The sequence below is a fragment of the Zobellia alginiliquefaciens genome, from assembly GCF_029323795.1.
GTDB classification, from domain to species: domain Bacteria; phylum Bacteroidota; class Bacteroidia; order Flavobacteriales; family Flavobacteriaceae; genus Zobellia; species Zobellia alginiliquefaciens.
The window spans coordinates 3,470,567-3,493,271 of record NZ_CP119758.1 but is presented as its reverse complement, the minus strand read 5'-3'; the positions used below and the strand labels follow the sequence as shown (position 1 = coordinate 3,493,271).

General features: G+C 38.6%; 19 protein-coding genes. 9 read left to right on the top strand and 10 right to left on the bottom strand.

Going from position 1 to position 22,705, the window contains the following annotated elements; genetic code table 11:
- Positions 1-24: 24 nt before the first annotated feature.
- On the top strand, positions 25-426 hold the full coding sequence (locus tag P0077_RS14700; RefSeq protein ID WP_276165966.1) for an STAS/SEC14 domain-containing protein: 402 nt from the start codon (positions 25-27) through the stop codon (positions 424-426).
- 86 nt (positions 427-512) lie between these two features.
- On the opposite strand, the gene P0077_RS14695 is transcribed toward P0077_RS14700, so the two are convergent.
- The gene (locus P0077_RS14695; RefSeq protein ID WP_276165965.1) at positions 513-2,069 is read right to left on the bottom strand and encodes an NAD(P)H-hydrate dehydratase; all 1,557 of its coding nucleotides are present in this window, start codon (positions 2,067-2,069) and stop codon (positions 513-515) included.
- A gap of 378 nt (positions 2,070-2,447) precedes the next feature.
- On the opposite strand from P0077_RS14695, the gene thrA reads away from it, so the two are divergent.
- Genes thrA through thrC form a run of 3 tightly spaced genes read left to right on the top strand, consistent with a single transcriptional unit; the run spans position 2,448 to position 7,113 of the window.
- Complete coding sequence (gene thrA / locus P0077_RS14690; RefSeq protein WP_276165964.1) at positions 2,448-4,892, top strand: bifunctional aspartate kinase/homoserine dehydrogenase I; 2,445 nt, start codon at positions 2,448-2,450, stop codon at positions 4,890-4,892.
- 2 nt (positions 4,893-4,894) lie between these two features.
- Positions 4,895-5,818 (top strand): homoserine kinase, encoded by a 924-nt coding sequence (locus tag P0077_RS14685; RefSeq protein WP_276165963.1) that lies wholly within the window; start codon positions 4,895-4,897, stop codon positions 5,816-5,818.
- Positions 5,818-7,113: a threonine synthase gene (gene thrC, locus P0077_RS14680; RefSeq protein WP_276165962.1), complete on the top strand. Its 1,296-nt coding sequence runs from the start codon at positions 5,818-5,820 to the stop codon at positions 7,111-7,113. The genes P0077_RS14685 and thrC overlap by 1 nt, the downstream gene beginning before the upstream one ends.
- A gap of 44 nt (positions 7,114-7,157) precedes the next feature.
- Here thrC and P0077_RS14675 read toward each other — a convergent pair whose 3' ends face one another.
- The gene (locus P0077_RS14675) at positions 7,158-8,771 is read right to left on the bottom strand and encodes an aminopeptidase P N-terminal domain-containing protein (RefSeq protein ID WP_276165961.1); all 1,614 of its coding nucleotides are present in this window, start codon (positions 8,769-8,771) and stop codon (positions 7,158-7,160) included.
- Between the two features lie 140 nt (positions 8,772-8,911).
- Here P0077_RS14675 and gcvT point away from each other — a divergent pair, with 140 nt between their 5' ends.
- The 5 genes from gcvT (at position 8,912) to P0077_RS14650 (ending at position 12,946) form a co-directional block, all read left to right on the top strand.
- Positions 8,912-9,997, top strand: a complete 1,086-nt coding sequence (gcvT, locus tag P0077_RS14670; RefSeq protein WP_276165960.1) for a glycine cleavage system aminomethyltransferase GcvT — start codon at positions 8,912-8,914, stop codon at positions 9,995-9,997.
- Positions 9,994-10,908, top strand: a complete 915-nt coding sequence (locus tag P0077_RS14665) for a glutaminase (RefSeq protein ID WP_276165959.1) — start codon at positions 9,994-9,996, stop codon at positions 10,906-10,908. The genes gcvT and P0077_RS14665 overlap by 4 nt, the downstream gene beginning before the upstream one ends.
- A 3-nt stretch (positions 10,909-10,911) precedes the next feature.
- Positions 10,912-11,733: a sugar nucleotide-binding protein gene (locus P0077_RS14660; RefSeq protein ID WP_276165958.1), complete on the top strand. Its 822-nt coding sequence runs from the start codon at positions 10,912-10,914 to the stop codon at positions 11,731-11,733.
- A gap of 92 nt (positions 11,734-11,825) precedes the next feature.
- Entirely contained in the window at positions 11,826-12,113 is a 288-nt protein-coding gene (locus P0077_RS14655; RefSeq protein ID WP_276165957.1) for a 4a-hydroxytetrahydrobiopterin dehydratase, read from the top strand.
- Positions 12,114-12,235: 122 nt separating this feature from the next.
- Entirely contained in the window at positions 12,236-12,946 is a 711-nt protein-coding gene (locus tag P0077_RS14650; protein WP_194526493.1) for a YebC/PmpR family DNA-binding transcriptional regulator, read from the top strand.
- Between the two features lie 107 nt (positions 12,947-13,053).
- Here P0077_RS14650 and P0077_RS14645 read toward each other — a convergent pair whose 3' ends face one another.
- The 8 genes from P0077_RS14645 to P0077_RS14610 all read right to left on the bottom strand — a co-directional run bounded on the left by P0077_RS14645 (position 13,054) and on the right by P0077_RS14610 (position 22,691).
- Positions 13,054-15,312 carry a DUF7133 domain-containing protein gene (locus tag P0077_RS14645; protein ID WP_276165956.1) on the bottom strand — a complete coding sequence of 753 codons (2,259 nt, stop codon included), beginning with the start codon at positions 15,310-15,312 and terminating at the stop codon, positions 13,054-13,056.
- A gap of 878 nt (positions 15,313-16,190) precedes the next feature.
- Positions 16,191-17,216, bottom strand: a complete 1,026-nt coding sequence (locus tag P0077_RS14640; protein ID WP_276165955.1) for a YncE family protein — start codon at positions 17,214-17,216, stop codon at positions 16,191-16,193.
- A gap of 119 nt (positions 17,217-17,335) precedes the next feature.
- Positions 17,336-17,869 carry a 1-acyl-sn-glycerol-3-phosphate acyltransferase gene (locus P0077_RS14635; RefSeq protein ID WP_276165954.1) on the bottom strand — a complete coding sequence of 178 codons (534 nt, stop codon included), beginning with the start codon at positions 17,867-17,869 and terminating at the stop codon, positions 17,336-17,338.
- An 82-nt stretch (positions 17,870-17,951) separates the two neighbouring features.
- A complete protein-coding gene (locus P0077_RS14630; RefSeq protein WP_276165953.1) occupies positions 17,952-19,079 on the bottom strand; it encodes an iron-containing alcohol dehydrogenase family protein in 1,128 nt (375 codons plus the stop codon).
- Between the two features lie 3 nt (positions 19,080-19,082).
- Positions 19,083-19,784, bottom strand: a complete 702-nt coding sequence (locus P0077_RS14625; protein ID WP_276165952.1) for an HAD family hydrolase — start codon at positions 19,782-19,784, stop codon at positions 19,083-19,085.
- The gene (kdsB, locus tag P0077_RS14620) at positions 19,775-20,488 is read right to left on the bottom strand and encodes a 3-deoxy-manno-octulosonate cytidylyltransferase (protein ID WP_276165951.1); all 714 of its coding nucleotides are present in this window, start codon (positions 20,486-20,488) and stop codon (positions 19,775-19,777) included. The genes P0077_RS14625 and kdsB overlap by 10 nt, the downstream gene beginning before the upstream one ends.
- 84 nt (positions 20,489-20,572) lie before the next feature.
- Positions 20,573-21,148 (bottom strand): DUF4126 domain-containing protein, encoded by a 576-nt coding sequence (locus tag P0077_RS14615; RefSeq protein ID WP_276165950.1) that lies wholly within the window; start codon positions 21,146-21,148, stop codon positions 20,573-20,575.
- A gap of 103 nt (positions 21,149-21,251) precedes the next feature.
- Positions 21,252-22,691: an ATP-dependent DNA helicase gene (locus P0077_RS14610; RefSeq protein ID WP_276165949.1), complete on the bottom strand. Its 1,440-nt coding sequence runs from the start codon at positions 22,689-22,691 to the stop codon at positions 21,252-21,254.
- Positions 22,692-22,705 lie beyond the last annotated feature (14 nt).

The following is a 22,705-nucleotide window of genomic DNA, read 5'->3' as shown; positions in this document are numbered from 1 at the left end:
TCAGGACATTATAATATATTTAAAATGAAAGTGAGACGACCAAAAAAGACTGTCATAGTCAGGGAGTATCAATTAGATGTGGGAAAAATACAGGTTTATGAAAACTATATGGTTTCACTGTTCGATGAAGGGGCAACACTTACATTAGAAAGAGTTTACCAAATTATAGGGATTTCAGAGATTCATTTTAGGGATAAAAACTTTGGCTACATTAGCCTTAGAAAAAATTCCTATGCCGTAGACCCTACCATATACACCTACTTGAGACAATTAGACAATTTAAAAGCATTGGCCATTGTTTCCGTTAAGGAAATAGATATGCATAACTTCAAAATTGAAAAACTATTCTACAAAAAACCTATGAAATTCTTCATTGAATTTGATAATGCAGTAGCTTGGATCAAGAGACGTGTAAAAGCAAAATAAAACTATATACTGTACCAAAAAGCAAAGCCTCAAGATTTTAAATCTTGAGGCTTTTAAATTCATACCTGTTAGTTATACATTCATTCTTATTGTTCAGATGGCCTTTCATTTTCATTCACCTCCGGCCTATTCTCTGGTTGTGCGAACAAATCAATAAAAGCAGCGCCAATATTCGCTACAACATCAGTTGCGGTAAGCGCCTGGTACCCTGTTTTTTCAACTGCAATATCTCCTGCCCTACCATGCAAATACACTCCGAACACTGCTGCATTTAATGGATTGTACCCCTGAGCTATTAATCCGGTTATCATTCCGGTAAGCACATCGCCTGTGCCTCCCGTTCCCATACCGGGGTTTCCCGTGGTGTTCACATATCCTTTATTATCATACACAGTAATGGTATGCGAACCTTTAATCACTAAAACACAATCGTATTTTTTTGAAAATGCTTTTGCCTTATCAAGCTTGTCAAAATCTCCTTTCCAACTACCAATTAATCGTTCCAATTCTTTTGGATGCGGTGTTAGTACGGTTTGAGCGGGTAATTTTTCAAGCAAATCATTATTCTCAGAAAGTATATTTAGTGCATCGGCATCAACAACCAGGGGCTTTTTGTTTTCGGTCAAAAATGTGTCCAACGCTTTTACGGTGTCTTTATCTTTACCCAAGCCCACACCAATACCTATAACCGTTGGGTCTATATTAAATTCGATTTTAGAAACATGATTTTCATCTGCATCGGTCAAAACCATAGCTTCTGGAAAATTCGTTTGCAATGGTATATATCCGCATTTAGGCACATACGCGGTAACCAGCCCGCTCCCCGATTGTAGACAGGCTTTTGAAGCCAAATGTACGGCTCCTATTTTTCCATAACTCCCTCCTATTATTAAACCATGCCCATGCGTACCCTTATGGGAGAACTTTTCTCTAGGAATATAAACAGGAAGCATTTCATTTTTACCTATGAGTTCATATTCCGTTTCAGTAGTCATTAAAAACTCCGGATCTAGACCAATATCCAAAACTTCCCATTGTTCGGTAAAAATTCCGGTTTCCGGCAAGAAAAACACCAATTTAGGCACTTGAAAACTTAAGGTGTGATTCGCTTTCACGACCGCTTTTTCGTCTTCTGGCACCCTATCCGTAAATAATCCCGATGGTATATCCACCGAAAGCACAAAAGCTTCCGACTTTTGAATGTTTTCAAAAAGGTTCACTACCCATGCATCTGGAGTACGGTTCAGTCCAATTCCAAAAATAGCGTCAACTATAATATCATCCTTGCTTATTTCAGGTAAATCCGAACTTTCTTCTATAAACTCAGGCCATATTTTACGATCTTTCAATCGATCTAGATTCACTAAAAAATCATCTGACCTTTTCTTACTATAGTTAACGACATATACAGCAATATTATATCCATGATCTTGTAAGTGCCTAGCCAAAGCTATCCCGTCACCACCATTATTACCAATACCACAGAATAAGTGAATTTTTACCGGCGCCCCTTGAATTCTGTAATGCAACCAGTTGAAGAGTTGCACGGCCGCACCCTCCATTAATTGATCACTAGAAATATTATTCTTTTTAATCGTTGCTTTATCAGCTTCGTAAATTTGCTTTGCAGAGAAAATCTTCATGTAGAATAGTATAGAGTTATCTGGTTATTAAGTACGTTCCTAGTTGCTAATTATTAGTTCTGCATAAATAAGACAGCTGCTAAACCCTAAAATCATTGTGAAAATCTCACAAAAATTTTAATAATGTAAGTAATTAACATTCTAGCTCAATAACTAACAACAAAAATTTGATTAAGAATCCAAAAGTACTACATTTGATGCTTTCATTCTTACTATGTATAAGCATATCGCAAACATAACAACTGAATTTTTCTTCACGACCAATGGTTCAATCAACACATTTGGCACCATCACCCCATTGGGGTAGGCAAAAACATATCAGTTCGTTAACGCGTTATTTCGCACCCAATCTATTTTTAAGAGTTAATTTCATCTAACATGAAAGTTTTAAAATTCGGCGGCACTTCTGTTGCCAACGCCTCTAACATTGCATTAGTAAAAAATATAGTATCAAATGCCAATACGGATAAGACCATAGTAGTGGTATCTGCATTTGGTGGCATTACGGACCTTCTGTTAAATGCTGCACACTTGGCCGCTCAACAAAGTGAAGGCTACAAATCCATTTTACAGGAGATTGAGAAAAGACATTTGGATACCACAAAAGAATTAATCAATGTAAACGCACAGAGCAAAGTACTCAGCAAGGTAAAAAGCGAACTGAATACCTTAGAAACCTTAGTGGAAGGGGCATTTTTAATAGGCGAAACCACTCCCAAGCTTTCCGATAAAATCGTGAGCTACGGGGAGCTCTTATCATCCTACATTATTAGTGAATATTTTGCCCAAGACGGACTAAACGCTGGTTATATTGATAGTAGGGAACTTATAAGGACCAACAATATTAACGGAAAGGCCATGGTCAATTTTGATTTGACCAATGCAAATTGCGAGACATTTTTCAGCAAAGACAATCACGAAGTTGTGGTTATGGGTGGCTTTATCGCCTCTTCCGAAAATGGAAACTCTACTACCTTAGGTCGCGGTGGTTCCGACTATACCGCGGCAATTGTAGCTGCGGCCGTAAATGCCGAGTTTTTGGAGATATGGACAGACGTAAGCGGTATGTATACGGCCAATCCTAAATTAGTGAAGCAAGCCAAAGCAATCCCTCATATATCATACGAGGAAGCAATGGAGCTTTCGCACTTTGGTGCTAAAGTTTTATATCCACCAACGATTCAACCGGTTTTGGCAAAAGGTATCTCCATCCTTATAAAAAACACATTCCAGCCTGATAATTCGGGAACCCTTATTACGAAGAATAAAAACGAAAAAGGCAAGACCGTACGTGGCATAAGTCATGTTGAAAATATAGCTCTTTTATCTTTGGAAGGGCCAGGAATGGTAGGTATACCGGGAACTTCAAAACGGTTTTTTGAAGTACTTTCCCAAGCCGATATTAGTGTAGTTTTAATTACCCAAGCTTCTTCCGAACACTCTATCTGCGTAGGTATTTCCGCAGATGATATTGATAGGGCTACAGAAGTGGTCAACACTGCTTTTGAATATGAAATCGAAAGAGGTAAAATAAAACCGGTCATAGCTGAGAAAGATTTGGCCATCATCGCTCTGGTTGGTGATAACATGAAAAGCCATCAAGGTTTGAGTGGCAAAATGTTCAGTACTTTAGGGAAGAACAACGTCAATTTACGTGTGATTGCACAGGGAGCTTCTGAGCGAAATATTTCGGCTGTCATCAAAAAAGAAGATGTCAAGAAAGCCCTAAATGCATTGCATGAAGAGTTCTTTGAGGAAAACATAAAACAACTGAACCTATTTGTAATGGGTGTCGGTAACGTGGGATCCAAATTTTTGAAGCAGGTATACCAACAGAAGAAATTCTTAAAAGAAAATCTTAAGCTGAATATACGGGTCATTGGCATGTCAAATTCCCGTACTATGGTATTCAATGAAACCGGAATTCCACTTAAAGATTGGGAGACCGAATTAGCCGCCGGCGAAAAAGCGGATAAAGCAGCCTTCATGAAAAAGGTAAACGAGTTGAATTACCGCAACAGCATTTTTGTTGATAATACCGCAAGCGCAGAGGTTTCTCAAACGTACAACACCTATTTAGGAAATAGCATTTCGGTAGTGACCTGTAATAAAATTGCGTGCTCATCGGCTTTTGAGAACTATCAGGAATTAAAATCGTTGGCGAGGACCTACAACGCTCCGTTTTTATTTGAAACCAATGTGGGCGCTGGATTACCGATTATAGATACTTTGAAACATTTGATTGCCTCAGGTGATAAAATCCTTAAAATTCAGGCGGTACTTTCCGGTAGTTTAAATTTTGTTTTCAATAATTTCAATGACACCACTACATTTCATGACATCGTAAAACAAGCACAGGAAGAAGGTTATACCGAACCAGATCCAAAGATAGATTTAAGCGGTGTGGACGTAATGCGAAAAATTTTGATTTTAGCCAGGGAAAGCGGAAATCAATTAGAAATAACGGATATCGAAAATAAATCTTTCTTGCCACAAGAAAGCCTTGATACTGATAATAATGATGACTTTTTTGCTACCCTTATCAAACACGAAGGTGATTTTCAAAAGCTGTATAAGGACGCGAAAGATTCCGATAGCAAGTTAAAATATGTAGCCCAGTTCGAAGACGGAAAAGCAAGCGTAGGCCTACAGGCCATACCAAAAGGGCACGATTTCTATAACTTGGAAGGAAGTGACAATATCGTTTTATTTTATACGGAGCGCTACCCCAATCAGCCAATGATTATCAAGGGTGCAGGAGCGGGTGCCGATGTTACTGCATCCGGTATTTTTGCCGATATCATCAGAATTGGAAATTTCTAATCATGGAGGAAATCAAAGTATTTTGCCCAGCTACAATTGCCAATGTTTCTTGTGGGTTTGACGTTCTCGGGGTTGCCCTAGATAATGTGGGTGACGAAATGGTGGTTAGAAAAACCCAGGAAAAAGGGATTCGAATCACAAAATTGGAAGGTCAAGAGTTACCCATAGAAACGCTTCAAAACGTGGCCGGCGTAGCCGGTTTGGCACTCTTGGAAAAAAGTGATTACACGGGCGGATTTGAAATAGAGATATACAAAAAGATAAAAGCCGGAAGTGGTATAGGGAGTAGCGCAGCAAGTTCAACAGGAGCCGTGTGGGCCATGAACGAACTTCTGGGCAAACCTTTTTCAACACAAGAACTCGTTCAATTTGCCATGGAAGGCGAACGATTGGCAAGTGGCGTAGCCCATGCGGATAATGTGGCTCCTGCACTATTTGGTGGTTTTACATTAGTGCGCAGCTATACGCCTTTGGATATAGTTCCAATTCATACACCAAGTGATTTGCACGCAACCGTAATCCATCCACAGATAGAAGTTAAAACCTCTGATTCCCGTAAAATACTGAAAACCAATATTACCTTAGCAGACGGCATTAAACAATGGGGAAATGTAGGCGGACTCATAGCCGGACTATATACCGAAGATTACGACCTCATCGGGCGTTCTCTGGAGGATCACATTGTTGAACCCATTCGTTCAATTCTTATACCTGGTTTTGACCAAGTCAAAAGTGAGGCTTTAAAGGCCGGTGCTTTAGGTTCTGGCATTTCGGGCTCTGGCCCGTCTATTTTTGCGTTCAGCAAAGGCATAGAAACCGCTAATAAAGTGGCAACGGCAATGAAAGAAGTGTACAAGAACATCGGCATTGATTATGATGTTCATGTTTCTAAAATTAATAGTGAAGGAATTAAGACCATACAGTAATGAATTTTTACAGTCTAAATAAAAAAGCACCCGAAGTTTCTTTTAAGGATGCCGTTATACAAGGGATTGCACCTGATAAGGGTTTATATTTCCCCGAACGGATAGAACCGTTACCTCCCCGTTTCTTTGAAAACATAACGGATTTAACAAACCATGAGATTGCGTTTAACGCTATTCATCAGTTTGTTTCTAAGGAGATACCGAACGATAAGCTTCGTGAAATTATAGCCAAGGTTCTCGATTTTGATTTTCCCGTTGTAGAAATTGAAGAAAACGTAGCCACATTAGAGCTTTTTCACGGTCCTACCATGGCATTTAAAGATGTGGGAGCACGGTTTATGGCCAACTGCCTTGGTTATTTCTCGGAAGGCGAAAAACAAGACGTGACGGTTTTAGTAGCTACTTCTGGTGATACTGGCGGTGCTGTTGCCAATGGATTTTTAGGCGTGGATGGTGTTCGTGTCGTAATTTTATATCCAAACGGAAAAGTTAGCGACATTCAAGAACGACAATTAACCACTTTAGGACAAAATATAACCGCTCTTAAAGTTGATGGTACGTTTGACGATTGCCAAAAAATGGTTAAAACTGCTTTCTTGGATGAAGCACTTCTTGAAAAAATGCAGTTGACATCCGCCAACTCTATTAATGTGGCACGGTGGCTTCCACAGTTGTTCTATTTCCTTTTTGCTTATAAACAGGCTAAATCCCAAGGAAAAGAAATTGTCTTTTCAATTCCTAGCGGAAACTTTGGAAATGTATGTGCCGGTATGGTCGCTCAACGTTTGGGTATGCCCGTAAAGCACTTTATAGCTTCAACCAATGTGAACGATACGGTGCCTGAGTTTATGAAAACTGAGACGTACAATCCAAAGCCATCTACAGCAACGATTTCCAATGCCATGGATGTAGGTGACCCGAGCAATTTTATTCGCATTAGACACCTGTACCAAGACAATTTTGAAACCTTAAAAGAAAACCTTTCGTCCTACTCCTTTACGGATGATGAAACTAGGGAGACCATGAAGAAAATACATAGCGAAAGTGGTTATGTAGCGGATCCCCATGGCGCAGTTGGCTATTTGGGATTAAAAAAATACCAAGAGTCGCATCCTGATGTTTATGGTATTTTCTTGGAAACCGCCCATCCCGTAAAATTCTTGGACGTTGTAGAAGAAACTATTGGACAAACGGTTACTATCCCTGGGCAGATTAAGAAAGTGATGGATAAAGAGAAGAAATCCATATCAATTAAAGAATACGAAGAACTAAAACAATATCTGTTGAACAGATAAGATTTAAAAAGCCCCTAAAGAAGTTTCTTTAGGGGCTTTTTTTATTAGTTTAAAGTTGGAAGTTCAAACTTGTCCAACGGACTCGGTTGCTTCATTACTTTTTGAATTTCTTCTGCCTTTCTTGGCGCCATAGCGGAAAGATTCACGGGGCCATTTTTTGTAATAAGAATATCGTCTTCTATACGTACGGCAATTCCCCACCACTTTTCATCGCAATCACTGCCTTCTGGAATATAAATTCCAGGTTCAACCGTAATTACCGTATTCTCTTGAAATGGTTGATACGTGCCTGCGTCATGCACATCTAACCCCAAATAGTGAGAGGTTCCATGAGGGAAATAAATTCTAGCATCTTCCTCCTTTTTAATAATTCCCAACTTCATCAAACCTGCAGTTACCACTTTACTTGCCGCTTGTCCTGGAGCCTGAAACGGAGCTCCTAAAACACTCTCTTTGATTCCTGCTTCCTGAGCATCATAAACTATGTCATATATCAATTTTTGCTCTTTCGAGAATTTCCCGTTTGCAGGTATGGTTCTGGTTACGTCGGCTGTATATCCGTGATACTCAGCTCCTAAATCCATCAACACCAAATCATTACCAACCTTCATCTTGTTGTTTTCAATATAATGTAAAATACAGCCGTTATGCCCCCCTCCTACAATAGATGGATAACCTTCATATTCCGCACCGTATTTTTTGTACACATACTCATGGACCCCTTGTATCTCCGTTTCGGACATATTTGGATGCATGGCTTTCATTACCTCGATTTGACCCACCGCAGAAATTTCAATAGCTTTTTTCAGAAGTTCCATCTCCTCTGCAGATTTAGTTTCACGAAGTGTTGCCATAATTTCACCTAGCATTGACGAGTTTAAGTTATTGGCATCTAACTTAAGCGTTACTTTCTCCTTAATTTCACTTCTTAATTTATCATCGTTCGCATTTACAAAACCACTGATCAGTTCGTCTTTTTGCAACTCTTTGTCCCTGCTAAGATATCGACCTAATGTCTGAGCTACATTAGCACTGTTCTCAACATCGGTAGAAGTAATCATAGAATAAAAGCGATCCTTTGAACTATCATAATCCGCTGGATAATTGGCTTTCGTTTTAAAGGTTTGAATCAGGTCATATAGATCCGCTTCATCTCTAGAATCGCGATAATCGTTCTCGAAATCGAAGAAAAGTACTTTATCAAAATTTTTGAAATCGATATTGACATCTTTAAAGGCACTTCCGTTAAAAACAGTTGTAAAACCAAGTTTACCCTTTGCCCCCTCAACCCCTAATCGTTTTCCGTTCCATTGTTCGGCCCGTGGGTCCCTTTCCTGAACATATAATATTTCATTATCACTGGTGCCTGCAATTTGTTGTTCTTCCGAAAAGAGAACCAACACCGCATTAGGCTCCTTATATCCCGTTAGGTAATAAAAATTAGGGTCTTGGTGATACACATAATCCACATCATTTGCTCGATTACGCACGGCATTCGCAAAAAATACGGCCACGCTATTCTGGGGCATCATACTGCGAACAGCCTCTCTCCTGCCCTTATGAAAATCCGAGGAAAGAAAATCAGTGGGTTCGCCTTGAGCTATTATAGACAAGGGAACCAATAATAGGGCTACGATTGAATAAATGTGTCTTATCATGTTGTTTGTTTTAGAAAATTGGTTTTGAGCTAAAGCTATTCGTACTTGGTAATTTACAAAGATTATGCAAAACATAACAAAGCGCAATTATACAATAGTTAAATATTTCAATAGCTTTGCACACCTAAATACGAAGTACAATGAAAAATACTGCCTTGACCCAGACCCATGAAGCCTTAGGCGCTAAAATGGTTCCCTTTGCGGGATATAATATGCCCGTATCTTACGAGGGTGTAAATATTGAACATGAAACAGTACGTAAAGGCGTAGGTGTTTTTGATGTTTCGCATATGGGTGAGTTTTTAATCGAAGGCCCAAAAGCCCTTGATTTAATTCAAAAAGTATCTTCTAATGATGCTTCTAAACTTACTATTAGCAAGGCTCAGTATAGCTGCCTGCCCAACGAAACAGGGGGAATTGTTGACGACCTTATCGTATATCACATAAAGGAAGAAACATATCTGTTGGTAGTCAATGCATCGAATATTGATAAAGATTGGGCACACATTTCAAAATACAACGAGGAGATAGGTGCGACCATGCGCAATATTTCCGATGGGTTTTCACTTTTGGCCATTCAAGGTCCAAAGGCTGTTGAAGCCATGCAATCACTAACCTCAGTAGATTTAGCCGAAATTAAGTTTTATAATTTTGTTGTTGCCGATTTTGCAGGAATTGAACATGTTATCATTTCCGCTACCGGATATACAGGTTCTGGAGGATTCGAGATTTATTGCAAGAACAGCGAAGCACAACAAGTATGGGACAAGGTTTTTGAAGCTGGAGCTGATTTTGGCATTAAACCTATAGGTCTTGCCGCTCGTGATACTCTGCGTCTTGAAATGGGTTATTGTCTCTATGGAAACGATATAGATGACAGTACTTCTCCCTTTGAAGCAGGCTTGGGCTGGATTACCAAATTCACTAAAGATTTTGTCAACAGCGAAGCATTGGCCAAAATAAAAGCACACGCCCCAGAACGCAAACTCATCGGTTTTGAATTGGATGAAAGAGGCATTCCCAGACAGGGTTATGATATAGTGGACGGGCAAGGGAATAAAATAGGAGTAGTGACCTCCGGAACGATGTCTCCCTCTTTAGGAAAAGGAATCGGTTTAGGTTATGTGCCCCAAGTTTTTTCTGAAGTCGGCTATAAAATAAACATTCAGGTACGCAAAAAAGCAATACCTGCAACCGTAGTTAAGCCTCCGTTTTATAAAGCATGATAGATTATCAATCCATAATAGATAAAATTGTAACTCATTCTAAAGAAGCAACCAACAGAGGCGAGGTAGCTTCTTATATACCCGAACTTGCTAATGTAAGTCCGCAGAAATTCGGTATTCATATTCTTGATGCAAACAAGAATAATTATAGTTCGGGAGAGGCGTTAGAAGGTTTTTCCATTCAAAGTATTTCCAAAGTTTTAACGCTTGCCTTTTCTTTTGGGCTAGTAGGTGCTGATCTGTGGAAAAGGGTTGACGTTGAGCCTTCTGGTGACCCGTTCAACCACTTATCACTTTTAGAACAAGAGAATGGCATCCCAAGAAACCCTTTTATTAATGCCGGTGCCATAGTTATTGCAGATATACTCGTTTCAGAATTAAAAAATCCCAAAGAAGAGTTTCTGAATTTTATTCAAGAGCTAACAAATGACCCTTCTATTCGCTATAATGAAGAGGTTGCATTATCTGAAAAAAGAACAGGATATAAGAATTACGCTGCTGCCAGTTTGTTAAAATCTTACGGCAACCTAAATAACGATGTGGAAGCAGTCCTTGATTTCTATTTCTTTCAATGTTCGCTAGAGATGAATTGCCAGCAGCTCACCAGTGCTTTTTATATCTTCATGAACCACGGCAAATGCCAAAGAGGAAAAATGTACCTTACCATGAATCAGGTAAAGCGTATAAATGCATTAATGTTAACGTGTGGTTTTTATGATGAAGCAGGTGAATTCGCTTTTGAGGTCGGGTTACCTGGTAAAAGTGGCGTTGGCGGCGGTATCGTAGCCTTGCTTCCCAACACCTATTGTGTTGCCACTTGGTCCCCTGGTTTAAACCCTAAGGGAAATTCCAAACTAGGCATGGCAGCACTGGAAGAACTAACCACCAAGACGGGACACTCAATTTTTTAAGGATTGGAGATTAAAAAAATTTTAATACTTGGGGGAAGCGGCTTTATAGGTAACGCTATTTATAAGGAACTAAATCCTTATTTCAATACGTTTGCCACCTATAATTCCGCAAGGAGGTCATTCGATAAGAATCAGCAATTCTTAAAATATGACATGGAAGAGGATGACATTTATAGCATTCTCGAAAATCTAAAACCGCAAGTTATTATCTCTGCCGTGCGAGGCAATTTTGCCGCTCAGATTACGGCGCACCAACATATTGTAGAATATTTAAAAGATAACGATTGCCGCCTTTATTTTATTTCTTCGGCGAATGTCTTTGACGCCTATAGAAAATACCCATCGTACGAGCACGACAAAACCCTTTCCGAAAGTGTGTATGGAAGGTTTAAGATAAAAATAGAGAACATGCTATTAAGGCTACCTCAGAAAAAAATGGGCATACTACGTGTACCGATGATTTTTGGGAATGGTTCTCCAAGAATAAAAGACATAAAAAAATACATTTGGGACAATGAGCCGGTTGAAGTTTTTCCAAACCTAGTTTTGAACGTGACCAATGATGACAAGCTTACCCAACAAATTCATTACCTTATCAACCGAGATAAAACGGGAATCTTTCATCTAGGCAGTAAAGACCTTGTTCACCATGAAGATTTTATAAAAGAAGTAGTTGAGCGCATTGGTGAATTCACACCTATCTACAAACGGGTATTTACAACTAACGAAGAACGCTATCTGGCAGTGCTTCCAAAAGACAATAAATTGCCTAAAAATTTACATTTCGGTTATCAGGACATCATTGATCACCATGTAATGCGATAGTATTAAAAACAATCGCTTTCCAGACCTCTAAGAGATTTGATTTGTGTAATTTACAAGCATTAATTTTTACATAAAACCTCAATCTGAATCCTATGAAAAAACTATCTGAACAAGAAATTGAAAGTCAACTTGCGAAACTTAGCGGTTGGGAATATGTAGATGGTGCTATTGAAACCTCTTTTGAATTTAAAGATTTTAAAGATGCTTTTTCCGTCATGACACGAATTGCCTTTGAATGCGAAGCGCAAGAACACCACCCCGATTGGAGCAATGTTTACAACTCATTGAATATTAAGCTCAACACCCATGATGCAGAGGGTATTACCGAAAAAGATTTTAAACTCGCTCACAGCATTGAAGAAATTATAGAAAGTGAATAGCTAATTATTTGCTATAAAAACGAAATAATCAAAGTTCTTTTGAATAGATGCGGCGCGGTTACTTGCAACCATTACCATTTTTATTAAATTTGCTATCTTCAACAAATATTTAGTTACAGATTATGGGAAGAGCTTTTGAATTTAGAAAAGCACGTAAAATGAAGCGTTGGTCAGCAATGTCCAAAGCTTTTACACGTATTGGCAAAGACATTGTAATGGCAGTAAAAGAGGGTGGACCAGACCCAGATTCTAATGCCAAATTAAGAGCGGTTATACAGAATGCCAAATCTGTTAACATGCCTAAGGACAATGTAGAACGTGCTATTAAAAGAGCTTCGGATAAAAGTCTTGGTGATTATAAAGAAGTGCTTTTTGAAGGTTACGCACCGCATGGCATTGCTATATTGGTTGAAACCGCAACGGATAATAATACAAGAACCGTTGCCAATGTTCGTAGTTATTTTAATAAATGCGATGGTAGTTTAGGAACATCAGGTTCGGTAGAATTTATGTTTGACCATACCTGTAATTTCAGAATTCCCGCTGAAGGTATTGACCCTGAAGAACTAGAATTGGAACTTATAGATTTTGGTGCAGAAGAGGTTTTTGTTGATGATGATGGAATCTTGATTTACGCCCCTTTTGAAAGCTTTGGAGCTATTCAAAAAGAATTGGAAAACAGAGAGATTGAAATTCTATCTTCCGGATTTGAGCGTATTCCACAAGTAACCAAACAACTTACGGAAGAAGAAGCTGCCGACGTTGAGAAGCTTTTAGAAAAAATTGAAGAGGATGATGATGTACAGAATGTATATCATACCATGCAGGAGTAAGCTTCAGCAATTATTTAGACTAGCAAATAAAGTTCCTAAATAGAAATATAATAAAAAAGTGAGGTTTTAAACCTCACTTTTTTATTGCTCTAATATACCATTACTAGCTATTTCTTCGTCATTCGTTCAACCGCTTTGGCATAGGTCGTATCCATTTTAATTAGTTCGGCTTCTGTGTACATTTCACGGTCCTTCGTTTCTTTACGTACTTTCGCCACCTGTTCCGGAGTTATGTATGAAGCTCGGTTACCAAAAGTATTTCTAATATAAGACAGTACGGAAGCTATATACTTGTCGTCATTGGATTTTAAAGGCGTCATGACATCCGCTCCATATTTTTCACCTCTAAGAGGCCCTTTTAATCCATGCAGTGCCACACCAATAATCGCATCTGGGTTTTCAATGCCAATAATTTGGCTTCTAAAGAACGATGGCGCCAAAGTAAGGCCTCCTGATTTGGTTCCCCTTCCATTTTGTGCATGGCAACTAGCGCATAAGTTGTTATAATTGTTTTGACCCATTTCAAAAACCGGTCTATTCTCCTTTTGCCTTTGAGCTTCGGCAATACGCGTACGCTGTGCTTCGTACGTATGAATCAAGGATGAGAAATACTCTTGAAGCCCGTCTTTACCCTTATGCATATCCTTAATGGCCACAAGTTTCTTTTCTGCCGCTTCCTTCATGCATCGTTTTAGTGTAAGTGCATACTGTATAACCACTTTGGGGTTATCATGTATTCTGAGACCTTCAAAAATCTTAAGGTATTCTTTATTCCCATCAAGAATAGATGCTTCGGCAACTCGCATTGCCTGAATCATCATATTATCTTCTCCACCATCAACGATTTGCTTGATAATTTCTTTATCAACAACCCCTATACCTTCAAGACTCCATAATGCATGCATCTTTTCTAGTTCATTGGAACTGGAAAGTACAATACTTTTTAATTCGGGAATTATTGATTTATCCTGTTTGAGGACGATTAATTTTTGTGCAGTTGAACGCCACCATCCGTTTGGATGGCTCAGATAACCAACTAGTTCTTTTGCTGTCTTTTGCAAAAGCTGTGGTTTGTTGGTATCCCTTTTATAATCTTTATGTACAATCCTGTAAATCCTACCATTGTTGATCACTTTTGCCATATCTAACGTATCTATCACGCTACGCAAATACGATCCAGGCTTGGTCCAGTTTCCCTGCTGGATAATTCCCCTATACATATCTACTATGTACAAACAACCGTCAGGACCGGTACTCATGTTAACAGGTCTAAAATAGGCATCCGTTGTACGTATAAACTCTCCTTTATCCTTTTCATATGGATTTGAAAGGATTGTCTTTCCACTGGAATCATCTATTTGGCTACGGCGGATCAAACGCCCGACCGGCTCACAGAAAAACAATTCCCCTTGCACCTCTTCGGGCAAACGATCACCTCTAAAAATAGCAGGACCACACGTACCGGTAAAGTGGTTCAGCGTATTATCATTTCTTAAACGCTTACGCCCTCCTTGGGTATCCGGAATCTTATCTATTGGCCATACGGTTTGCCATAAATCTTTACCTTCTCCTTTTAATGACAACGGCCCATATTGAAGGATCTGTTGGAAATTTAACGGACCAAGCTCCCTACCTGCATTTACGTACCATACCTTACCATAATCATCTTGCGAAACTCCCCATTGACCGTTTCCTGCCGGGACTTTTTCACTATAAATTTTTCCATCTTTGTAACGTTGCCTATATTGGTTGTAAGTAGTGTATAGATAATTATCCATATTCCAAATTAAACCCGACGGCTGATGCTCCATATTCCCCCCTCGTTTGCCTCCTTCGAATATCAATTCTTTTGTATCCGCTTTACCATCTCCATCCGTATCCTCGTAAACATAGAGGTCTGTGGTGTTCGTTTCACCTATGACTACGCGACCACCCATAGGTAGTACCATTCTTGGCAGCAAAAGATTATCTGCAAAAACCGTACGCTTATCCATTTTACCATCACCATCCGTATCTTCTAGGCAAACCACGCGGGATCTAGCCTCACCCTCTCCGGTAAAATCTGCATCTTGCATATAAGTATTCATTTCGGCAACGTACATTTTACCGTCTCCATCCCAAACCACAAGAACAGGTTCTTGCACCATGGGCTCAGCTGCAACCAGTTCTAAACTGTAACCAGGTTGCATTTCCATACTTTTCATACTCTCCTCAGGACTTAGGGCCTTAAGGGTTGGATCGTTTTTATTTACAACCAATGTGTCTTGGGTTTGCAATTTTTCTTCAGAGCCTTTTTTCTTTTGCGTACAAGAACTTAAAAAAACAATTGCCAATATGGTAGTTATTGGCAGGAGTGATTTACTCATAATTCTAATTTGATCAAGTGGGGAACAGTTATTCATTCGGTTTGGTATATTAAAAAGTGTATTCAATAATGTATTACATATAGTGTTATCTATTTTATTAAAACTTAAGATTGGCGTTGATTACACCATGTATCTGGTATTGTTTTTATTTTGGCCGTTTTTTTTCTTTAGCGCGATTTTCGAAAAAAATCCTATTATAACATCTTCAAAAATCTACTCGCCGGCTGTATTTACACTTATACATTTTTCCAGTACAATCATAAATTCTCAAAATAAAAGCACATTGACCAAAATTAAACTATACCTGAAAATAGCTTTAGTTGTAATTTATTTCAGCAATCAAATACGAATCAGCCTCGTATAAAAAAATCAATTTAACAGAACATAAAACAATATAAATCAACATATTACTATTAGTTTAATTTTTAGAAATAGGTTTCGTAAAAGCAATCTCAAAATCTATGTTTTCCATTTCGTTTACAGTATAACCTTCGCTACAGCCACACAAAATCTTTCTTCAATGAAAATTTTGCAAAGCGGTTTCACGCCTAAAGCCTTAAATAAAACATCAGAATTATAAAAAGATATTACCTGGCTATATAGACTGTAGTCAAACGTATTCGTGCTAGTAAAATATCTTTGAGTCAACCTAAACTAATCCCTTTCATTCTTTATAAAGTATTGAATACTCTATGTAGTAAGAGGTGTGAATTAATATTTTACTGAAAAAATGCAGAAGATGAACCAAACTATGTGACCCAAGATATCCGATTACGCTCTAAAATCCTGTTGGAATACCTATGAAACATTCAGTTTAAAAACTAAAAAAGCGACCTGAATTTCAGGTCGCTTTATTCAACTATTTATTTTTTTTGGGACTAGTTAGAATAAAAATAAAGTGAAGAAGCAGAAGCTAAACTATTGTTCACTGAAGGAGCAATATTTCCACCTGCATCAGTATTTGAGAATGCCATTACACGTCCGCCGCCATTGGCTGCTTCAGCTATAAAGACCATTTTTGAATCAGCATCGTACTCAGCAGCTACTGGATTCCCCAAAAAGGTACTTGCACCAGCAACTCTAATTTGATTATCTTCTACCACCATAGTTTCTCCATTTGCTACAGCACCAAATTTGGAATCAAAATCCGAAATAATATGAAAGGCCCCATCCGAGTCGGAAGCAGCATCACCCACATCCGTAAGAACCATAGTTCCATCATCATAAGCCAAACCGTGCGTACGTACAATTCCTTCAATAGCTACACGCTTTGAAGCACTGACCGTAGCATCAGCTGTATTAGACGCAACAAAGTCAGTATAAACAGCTAACTCGTTTGTCTTATCGACTACCGCATATAAATCATCGCCCACCATTTCAATTCCCCAAAGGGCAAAATCCGTAGTAACCACGTTCCTCAAACTAATTTCTCCGTTACTTCTAGTATAGATAAATAATCGTCCATCTGGCGTGTCTGTATTTCCATCTACATCGGCATTATCGGCAACTACAATATAATCGTCGTCAACAGCAATATCTCTTGGACTTTCTAAATCCGCAGAGCTAGAAATAGAGGCTGTAATTGTAGCATCTACCAAAAAAGTAGAAACATCCGCAAATGCGTTCAATTGATTAGAAGACCTTGATGCTTGAATGATTTCATCTGTATCATCATCATAATAAATACCTTCCGCAGCAGTAGAAGTTGTAGTCAAAGTACTCACCTCTCCACTGGTCATATCATAGACCGTAACGTTTCCGTTACTATTGTTGGAAGCGAATAATTGCACTTGTTGTTCATCTTGCTGGTCCATTTCAACTGTATCGTCATCACTATCACATGAAACCATTAAGAAAGAACCTATTGTGATTGCTAAACCGAGTTGTATTACATTTTTTTTCATCTGTTCGTTTTTATATTTAACTATACCTACGAGGAATGAACAAGATGGTTTTAAAAAAAATGTTAAAAGTTGAAGACCGAATATAACACAATAATTGCCAGGTAATTAAAACGAAAAAACTATCTGGATACTTTACCTTCTACCCCTTTAAAAAATTCTTGATAGACTGCAAAATCGGCCTCTTTATCTGCGGTAGTAAATAATGGTTCTGAAATTTTGACTTGCTTTTTCCCAAAGTCAAAAGCGACTAAAACAATAGGTACCTGAGCTCCTTTGGCTATATAGTAAAAACCCGTTTTCCATTTATCAACTTTCTTCCGGGTGCCTTCAGGAGCAATTGTTAATCTAAATTTCTCCCGCTTTTGAAAAACCTTTACCGTGGCCGAAACCATATCATTATTCTTGCTACGATCTATAGGCTCACCTCCTAAACGTCTAAAAATATAACCGAAAGGAAATGTAAAAAGGCTTTTCTTACCTACAAAGTTGATTTGCTCATCCCATACTTTTCGGATAAGCAATCCTAGAAAAAAATCGACATAACTGGTGTGCGGGACAACCGCGATGACGAATTTGTTTAAATGGCTTGGGAAATTGCCCACCATTTTCCAGCCCATCACCTTAAAATATATAAAACTTGCCAGTTTTTGCATACGAGGGTTACTTTACAAATGGAAAAATGTAGAACACTTTAACCATAGTAAATAAATGTTCATTTCCCCAAAAAGGGTAAATCTATATTTTTCTGTAGATAGATTCTAATTTTTCTGGAGTAATGGTATCCCTCCAATTCTTACCCAAAGCATTTTCCCACAGCGGTACCATGTTCATTGCAACTTTAATCATGGTCTCAAACTCGGATTCACTCAAATTAGAGCAAATACCCGTAGGTAGCTCAATACCGTGTTTATCTTTCATTTTATTAAAAAGTGCTACGCCTTCAGGATAAAACTCTTCTAGATGCTGAAACACCAAACAATTACCAATACCATGCTTAACTCCTAACAAATATCCAAGTCCGTAACTCATAGCATGTGCAACACCTACTTGAGAATAGGCAATACTCATACCACCATGCCATGAAGCCATCATGAGTTTATCTCTAGATTCTTCTTCAGACAAATCGCCTAAATACACTTCTTTACATAGATCCAAAGCTTTTTCGCCATAACTCTGGCTAAAGGCATTTAAATAGGTACCCGTTAAAGACTCAACACAATGGATGTAACAATCCATACCGGTATAGAACCATTGCTCTTTTGAAACCCCTTGCGTTAAATCCGGGTCTAATAAGACCTGGCCGAACGTGGTATAATCCGAATTGATTCCCAACTTTTTCTCCGGCCCCAATAAAACAGTAGTTCTAGAAACTTCGGCACCCGTACCGCTAATGGTTGGTATACCTACATGAAAAATTGATGGTTTATGAACTAAATCCCATCCCTGGTATTCCGAAGAGCTACCATTATTGGTCAATAAAATAGCAACGGCTTTGGCTAGGTCCAATAGGGTTCCACCACCAATACCAACAATACCCGAGGGCAAATCTTGGTATTCATCTTTAATTTTGTCCACCAAAGCATCTACTTGAACCGTTTTAGGCTCTTCTTCCGCCGAAATAAAAATTATTTGGTCATTAAAGATTAAAGGAATTCTTTTGGCCAATTCTGTATTTTCAAAAACATCGTCGACCAAAAAAATAAAAGGTGCTTCAGAATGCTTTCGCTTAGGCATTAAAATATCGCCTAGCTGATCAAAGCTTCCTTTACCAAAAACTACTCTAGGTACCATCGGAAAATTCTTGAATTCCGGCTTAACACCTACAGCCACTTGTTCCTCTCGCATATCTTTCTTTAACTCCATATCCTATTTCAAATACTCTAATATATCTGACAATTTATTTATTTTCAGATACTTATACTCCCCTTCATTAATTTTCACTTGCTCATGCTCCCATGTGGTATGAAAAGGAACATGAACTGCTTGCGCCCCAATATCTATTAATGGCAAAACATCTGATTTTAGTGAATTTCCTATCATCAAAAACTCCTTCACATCTATTTCTAAGTGATCTAGCAAATGCTGATAATTCTCTTCTTTCTTATCGCTCAAAACTTCAACATGATGAAAAAATTCTGAAAGTCCTGATTTCTCTAGTTTACGCTCTTGATCTAAAAGATCACCTTTGGTCAAAACAATTAAGCGATAATTACCGCTTAATTTACGTAAAACTTTTCTTACGTCTTCCAATAATTCTACCGGTTGGCGTAACATTTCTTTACCAAGATTTAAAATATCCTCAATGGTCTGCTGCGAAACCTGATTATTAGATAGTTCTAAAGCAGACTCTACCATAGAAAGCATAAAACCTTTTACACCATAACCATATAGCTCAAGGTTTTTAATCTCCATTTTAAATAATTCCTGATCAATTTTATTTTTCGTTTCGTACCCTTCTAGAAGTGCACTAAACTTTTCTTCAGCCTCCCTAAAATAGGTCTCATTGATCCACAAAGTATCATCGGCATCAAACCCGATAACCTTAATTTTACTATAATCTATCTCCATGCTTGTTGCGCTCTTTTCAAATCTTCCGGGGTATCAATCTCAATTCCAGAAACGGTAGTTTCCACCATTTTAATCTTTTTTCCATATTCCAAATAGCGAATGGCCTCAATCTTCTCTATCGCCTCTAACGGCAACATGGGCAGTCTTTGGAAAGCCATTAAAGCACTTTTTCTAAAGGCATATATACCTTTGTGCTTGTAATAAACACTTTCAATTTCTTTATTTCTAGGGTAGGGAATTGGAGAACGTGAAAAGTACAGCGCAAAATTACGGTTATCCACTATGACTTTAACCGTGTTGGGGTTGCTTATTTCCTCTTCATCCGTAATTCTGACCATAAGAGAAGCTAAGTCTATTTCTTTTTCCGGATCATTTTTAAATACTTCCAAAACACTCGCTAAGCTCTCTCTATCGGTAAATGGTTCATCGCCTTGAACGTTTACGATAATATCTACGTCCATTTCAGTAACAGCTTCTGCAATTCTGTCACTACCACAATCATGCTCTTTTTGACTCATTAGAGCCTTCCCTCCCGCATTAGTGATGGCATTAAAAATAACATCACTATCCGTCACAACGTACACCTCATCAAATAATTTGGTGTTAATCGCTGCTTCATAGGTACGTAGAATTACGGGCTTCCCAGAAAGGTCTTGCATTAATTTTGCAGGAAATCTAGATGCCGCATAACGGGCCGGTATCATGGCTATTATTTTCACTCTGTATTGATTATCGTTAACTATTATACTTTTGGCTACTCGTAAAATTCACCTTTTTCAACTTGAATCTTAGGCTTGCTCATTCCGTTTTGGCCTTAATTTTCGGTAAATACGAAAAATAAAAACCAAAATGATTATCACCAGAATTACCGCTAGAACAGGTGCAAAAATAGAGGCAGTTGTAACCACTACCGCTGTACCCGTTTCTACAGTTGATACTACAGGATTTGCAAGCCCACCAGTTGTTGCCGTTGATGCCAACCTACTGGTCGCGCCCGCCCCTTTTATGGCCGTTGCAGTTCCTCCTCCCGCTATAATTGCCAAAGACCAAGTTACCACAGGGTCCAAATCAGCAACAGTAGACACCATTACCGCAGTACCCGCAATTGCCGCCAAAGGCACTGCAAAGCTATCCAAAACATTATCTACCCAAGGTATGAAGTATGCAAAAATTTCTACAAAAGTAGCAGCTCCTAAGGTAATCAAGGCAGCTACACTACCTATCCATTGCCAACTCTCGTTCAATTCCCATACACCAGTGTACGAGGCAAGACTCAATGCAAAAAGAGGTAAGAATACACGAAAACCCACCGAAGCAGCCAAACCTATACCCAAAAAAATACTGGTAATAGTTTCCAATGTCATGACAGTACAAAATTATTTCTGGTGAGTGAGAGACTAAAACAAAAGTCTTCTTAAATGAAGAAAACGGATTCCATCCCAACACTTTACAAAGTTGCAATTTAACCTATTCCGAACCAACAAAAAAATCATCCTTAAAACCAATGAGATACAGTTGTTTTTTTGCCCTAGTGACAGCAGTGTACAACCAACGTAGGTACTCTCTATCCACTCCATTGGGCAAATAAGGCTGTTCTACAAAAACAGTGTTCCATTGTCCACCTTGGGATTTATGGCACGTAATAGCGTACGAAAATTTTACTTGCAAAGCGTTAAAGTACTTGTTGCTCTTTACCCCTAAAAACTTCTTGTATTTGGAAGATTCATCTACAAAATCTTTCATTACCTCTTGATAAAGTCTATTCCCTTCCTCATAAGGCAATGAAGGTGTTTCCGCCTTAATGGTATCTAACAACAATACCGTTTCAAAAGGTTTTTGATTAGGATAATCTACCATTTGTACCTTCACTTCAGCAAATCTAAAACCATACAGCTCTTTTATTGCGAACAGCTCCAGCACCTCAATAATATCTCCGTTTGCAATAAAACCAGCCTCTGTATTGGGAGGTAACCAGAAATAATTATTCTTGACCACCATCATATAATCCCCTACGGAAATCTCGTTCTCCAAAAATAAAATCCGACTACGGATATTCTCATTATAAAGGTTAGCCCTTTTATTAGACCTGACTATAAAAGCGGTCTCTTCTTTTCCATTTTCAGAATAGCTCGTATCTATAGCCTCCTGTATTTCATACCCATCCACTAGCCGTACAATATCTCTAAAACTGCTGAGATGAAATTTAAACTCATCTACAAAACTACTTTGTAGCTGCTCACGAAGTAACGTTGCATTCACCAATATACCGGAATCTTCAGCTTGGCGCACTACCTCGTCCAATTCTAATCGCACTACCTCTTTATCATAATTCAGAGCCAATTTATCAGGATCCAAGGCAGGACTCAAATTTAAATGCACCGGTGGTAACTGAGCGGTATCCCCAATTAAGATCAGTTTACAATTATGGCCTCCATACACAAACTGAATTAAATCGTCCAAAAGGGAACCATTACCAAAAAGCTTAGAGTCCGTTGGGGCATCCGGTATCATAGATGCTTCATCAACAATAAAAATTGTATTTCTATGCTTGTTGGGAGCCAGAACAAATTGGATACCACCTCCACCCTGTTTTTTAGGAAAATAAATTTTACGGTGAATGGTAAAGGATTGCGTATTCGCGTAGTTAGACATCACCTTTGCCGCCCGGCCGGTAGGAGCCATCAAAACAGCTTTCATTCTAGTATTCCACAAGCTGCTTACCAAGGTTCCTACCAAGGTTGTTTTACCAGTACCGGCAAAACCTTTAAGTAAGAACACATCGTCCCTTCTGTCAGAAAGTATATACGTAGCTAGTTTTTGCAGTGCTATCGCTTGCTTAAGAGTAGGCTCGTGTGGAAATTTCTCCTTTAATATTTTGTAAAAAGATGCATCGTTCAACGTAGTCATAGGTATCAAAGATA

Excerpts from the sequence above, each read along its gene's own strand:
- P0077_RS14700 (WP_276165966.1), top strand. The coding sequence starts at position 25 with ATGAAAGTGAGACGACCAAAAAAGACTGTCATAGTCAGGGAGTATCAA.
- P0077_RS14695 (WP_276165965.1), bottom strand. The coding sequence starts at position 2,069 with ATGAAGATTTTCTCTGCAAAGCAAATTTACGAAGCTGATAAAGCAACG.
- thrA (WP_276165964.1), top strand. The coding sequence starts at position 2,448 with ATGAAAGTTTTAAAATTCGGCGGCACTTCTGTTGCCAACGCCTCTAAC.
- P0077_RS14685 (WP_276165963.1), top strand. The coding sequence starts at position 4,895 with ATGGAGGAAATCAAAGTATTTTGCCCAGCTACAATTGCCAATGTTTCT.
- thrC (WP_276165962.1), top strand. The coding sequence starts at position 5,818 with ATGAATTTTTACAGTCTAAATAAAAAAGCACCCGAAGTTTCTTTTAAG.
- P0077_RS14675 (WP_276165961.1), bottom strand. The coding sequence starts at position 8,771 with ATGATAAGACACATTTATTCAATCGTAGCCCTATTATTGGTTCCCTTG.
- gcvT (WP_276165960.1), top strand. The coding sequence starts at position 8,912 with ATGAAAAATACTGCCTTGACCCAGACCCATGAAGCCTTAGGCGCTAAA.
- P0077_RS14665 (WP_276165959.1), top strand. The coding sequence starts at position 9,994 with ATGATAGATTATCAATCCATAATAGATAAAATTGTAACTCATTCTAAA.
- P0077_RS14655 (WP_276165957.1), top strand. The coding sequence starts at position 11,826 with ATGAAAAAACTATCTGAACAAGAAATTGAAAGTCAACTTGCGAAACTT.
- P0077_RS14650 (WP_194526493.1), top strand. The coding sequence starts at position 12,236 with ATGGGAAGAGCTTTTGAATTTAGAAAAGCACGTAAAATGAAGCGTTGG.
- P0077_RS14645 (WP_276165956.1), bottom strand. The coding sequence starts at position 15,312 with ATGAGTAAATCACTCCTGCCAATAACTACCATATTGGCAATTGTTTTT.
- P0077_RS14640 (WP_276165955.1), bottom strand. The coding sequence starts at position 17,216 with ATGAAAAAAAATGTAATACAACTCGGTTTAGCAATCACAATAGGTTCT.
- P0077_RS14635 (WP_276165954.1), bottom strand. The coding sequence starts at position 17,869 with ATGCAAAAACTGGCAAGTTTTATATATTTTAAGGTGATGGGCTGGAAA.
- P0077_RS14630 (WP_276165953.1), bottom strand. The coding sequence starts at position 19,079 with ATGGAGTTAAAGAAAGATATGCGAGAGGAACAAGTGGCTGTAGGTGTT.
- P0077_RS14625 (WP_276165952.1), bottom strand. The coding sequence starts at position 19,784 with ATGGAGATAGATTATAGTAAAATTAAGGTTATCGGGTTTGATGCCGAT.
- kdsB (WP_276165951.1), bottom strand. The coding sequence starts at position 20,488 with ATGATACCGGCCCGTTATGCGGCATCTAGATTTCCTGCAAAATTAATG.
- P0077_RS14615 (WP_276165950.1), bottom strand. The coding sequence starts at position 21,148 with ATGACATTGGAAACTATTACCAGTATTTTTTTGGGTATAGGTTTGGCT.
- P0077_RS14610 (WP_276165949.1), bottom strand. The coding sequence starts at position 22,691 with ATGACTACGTTGAACGATGCATCTTTTTACAAAATATTAAAGGAGAAA.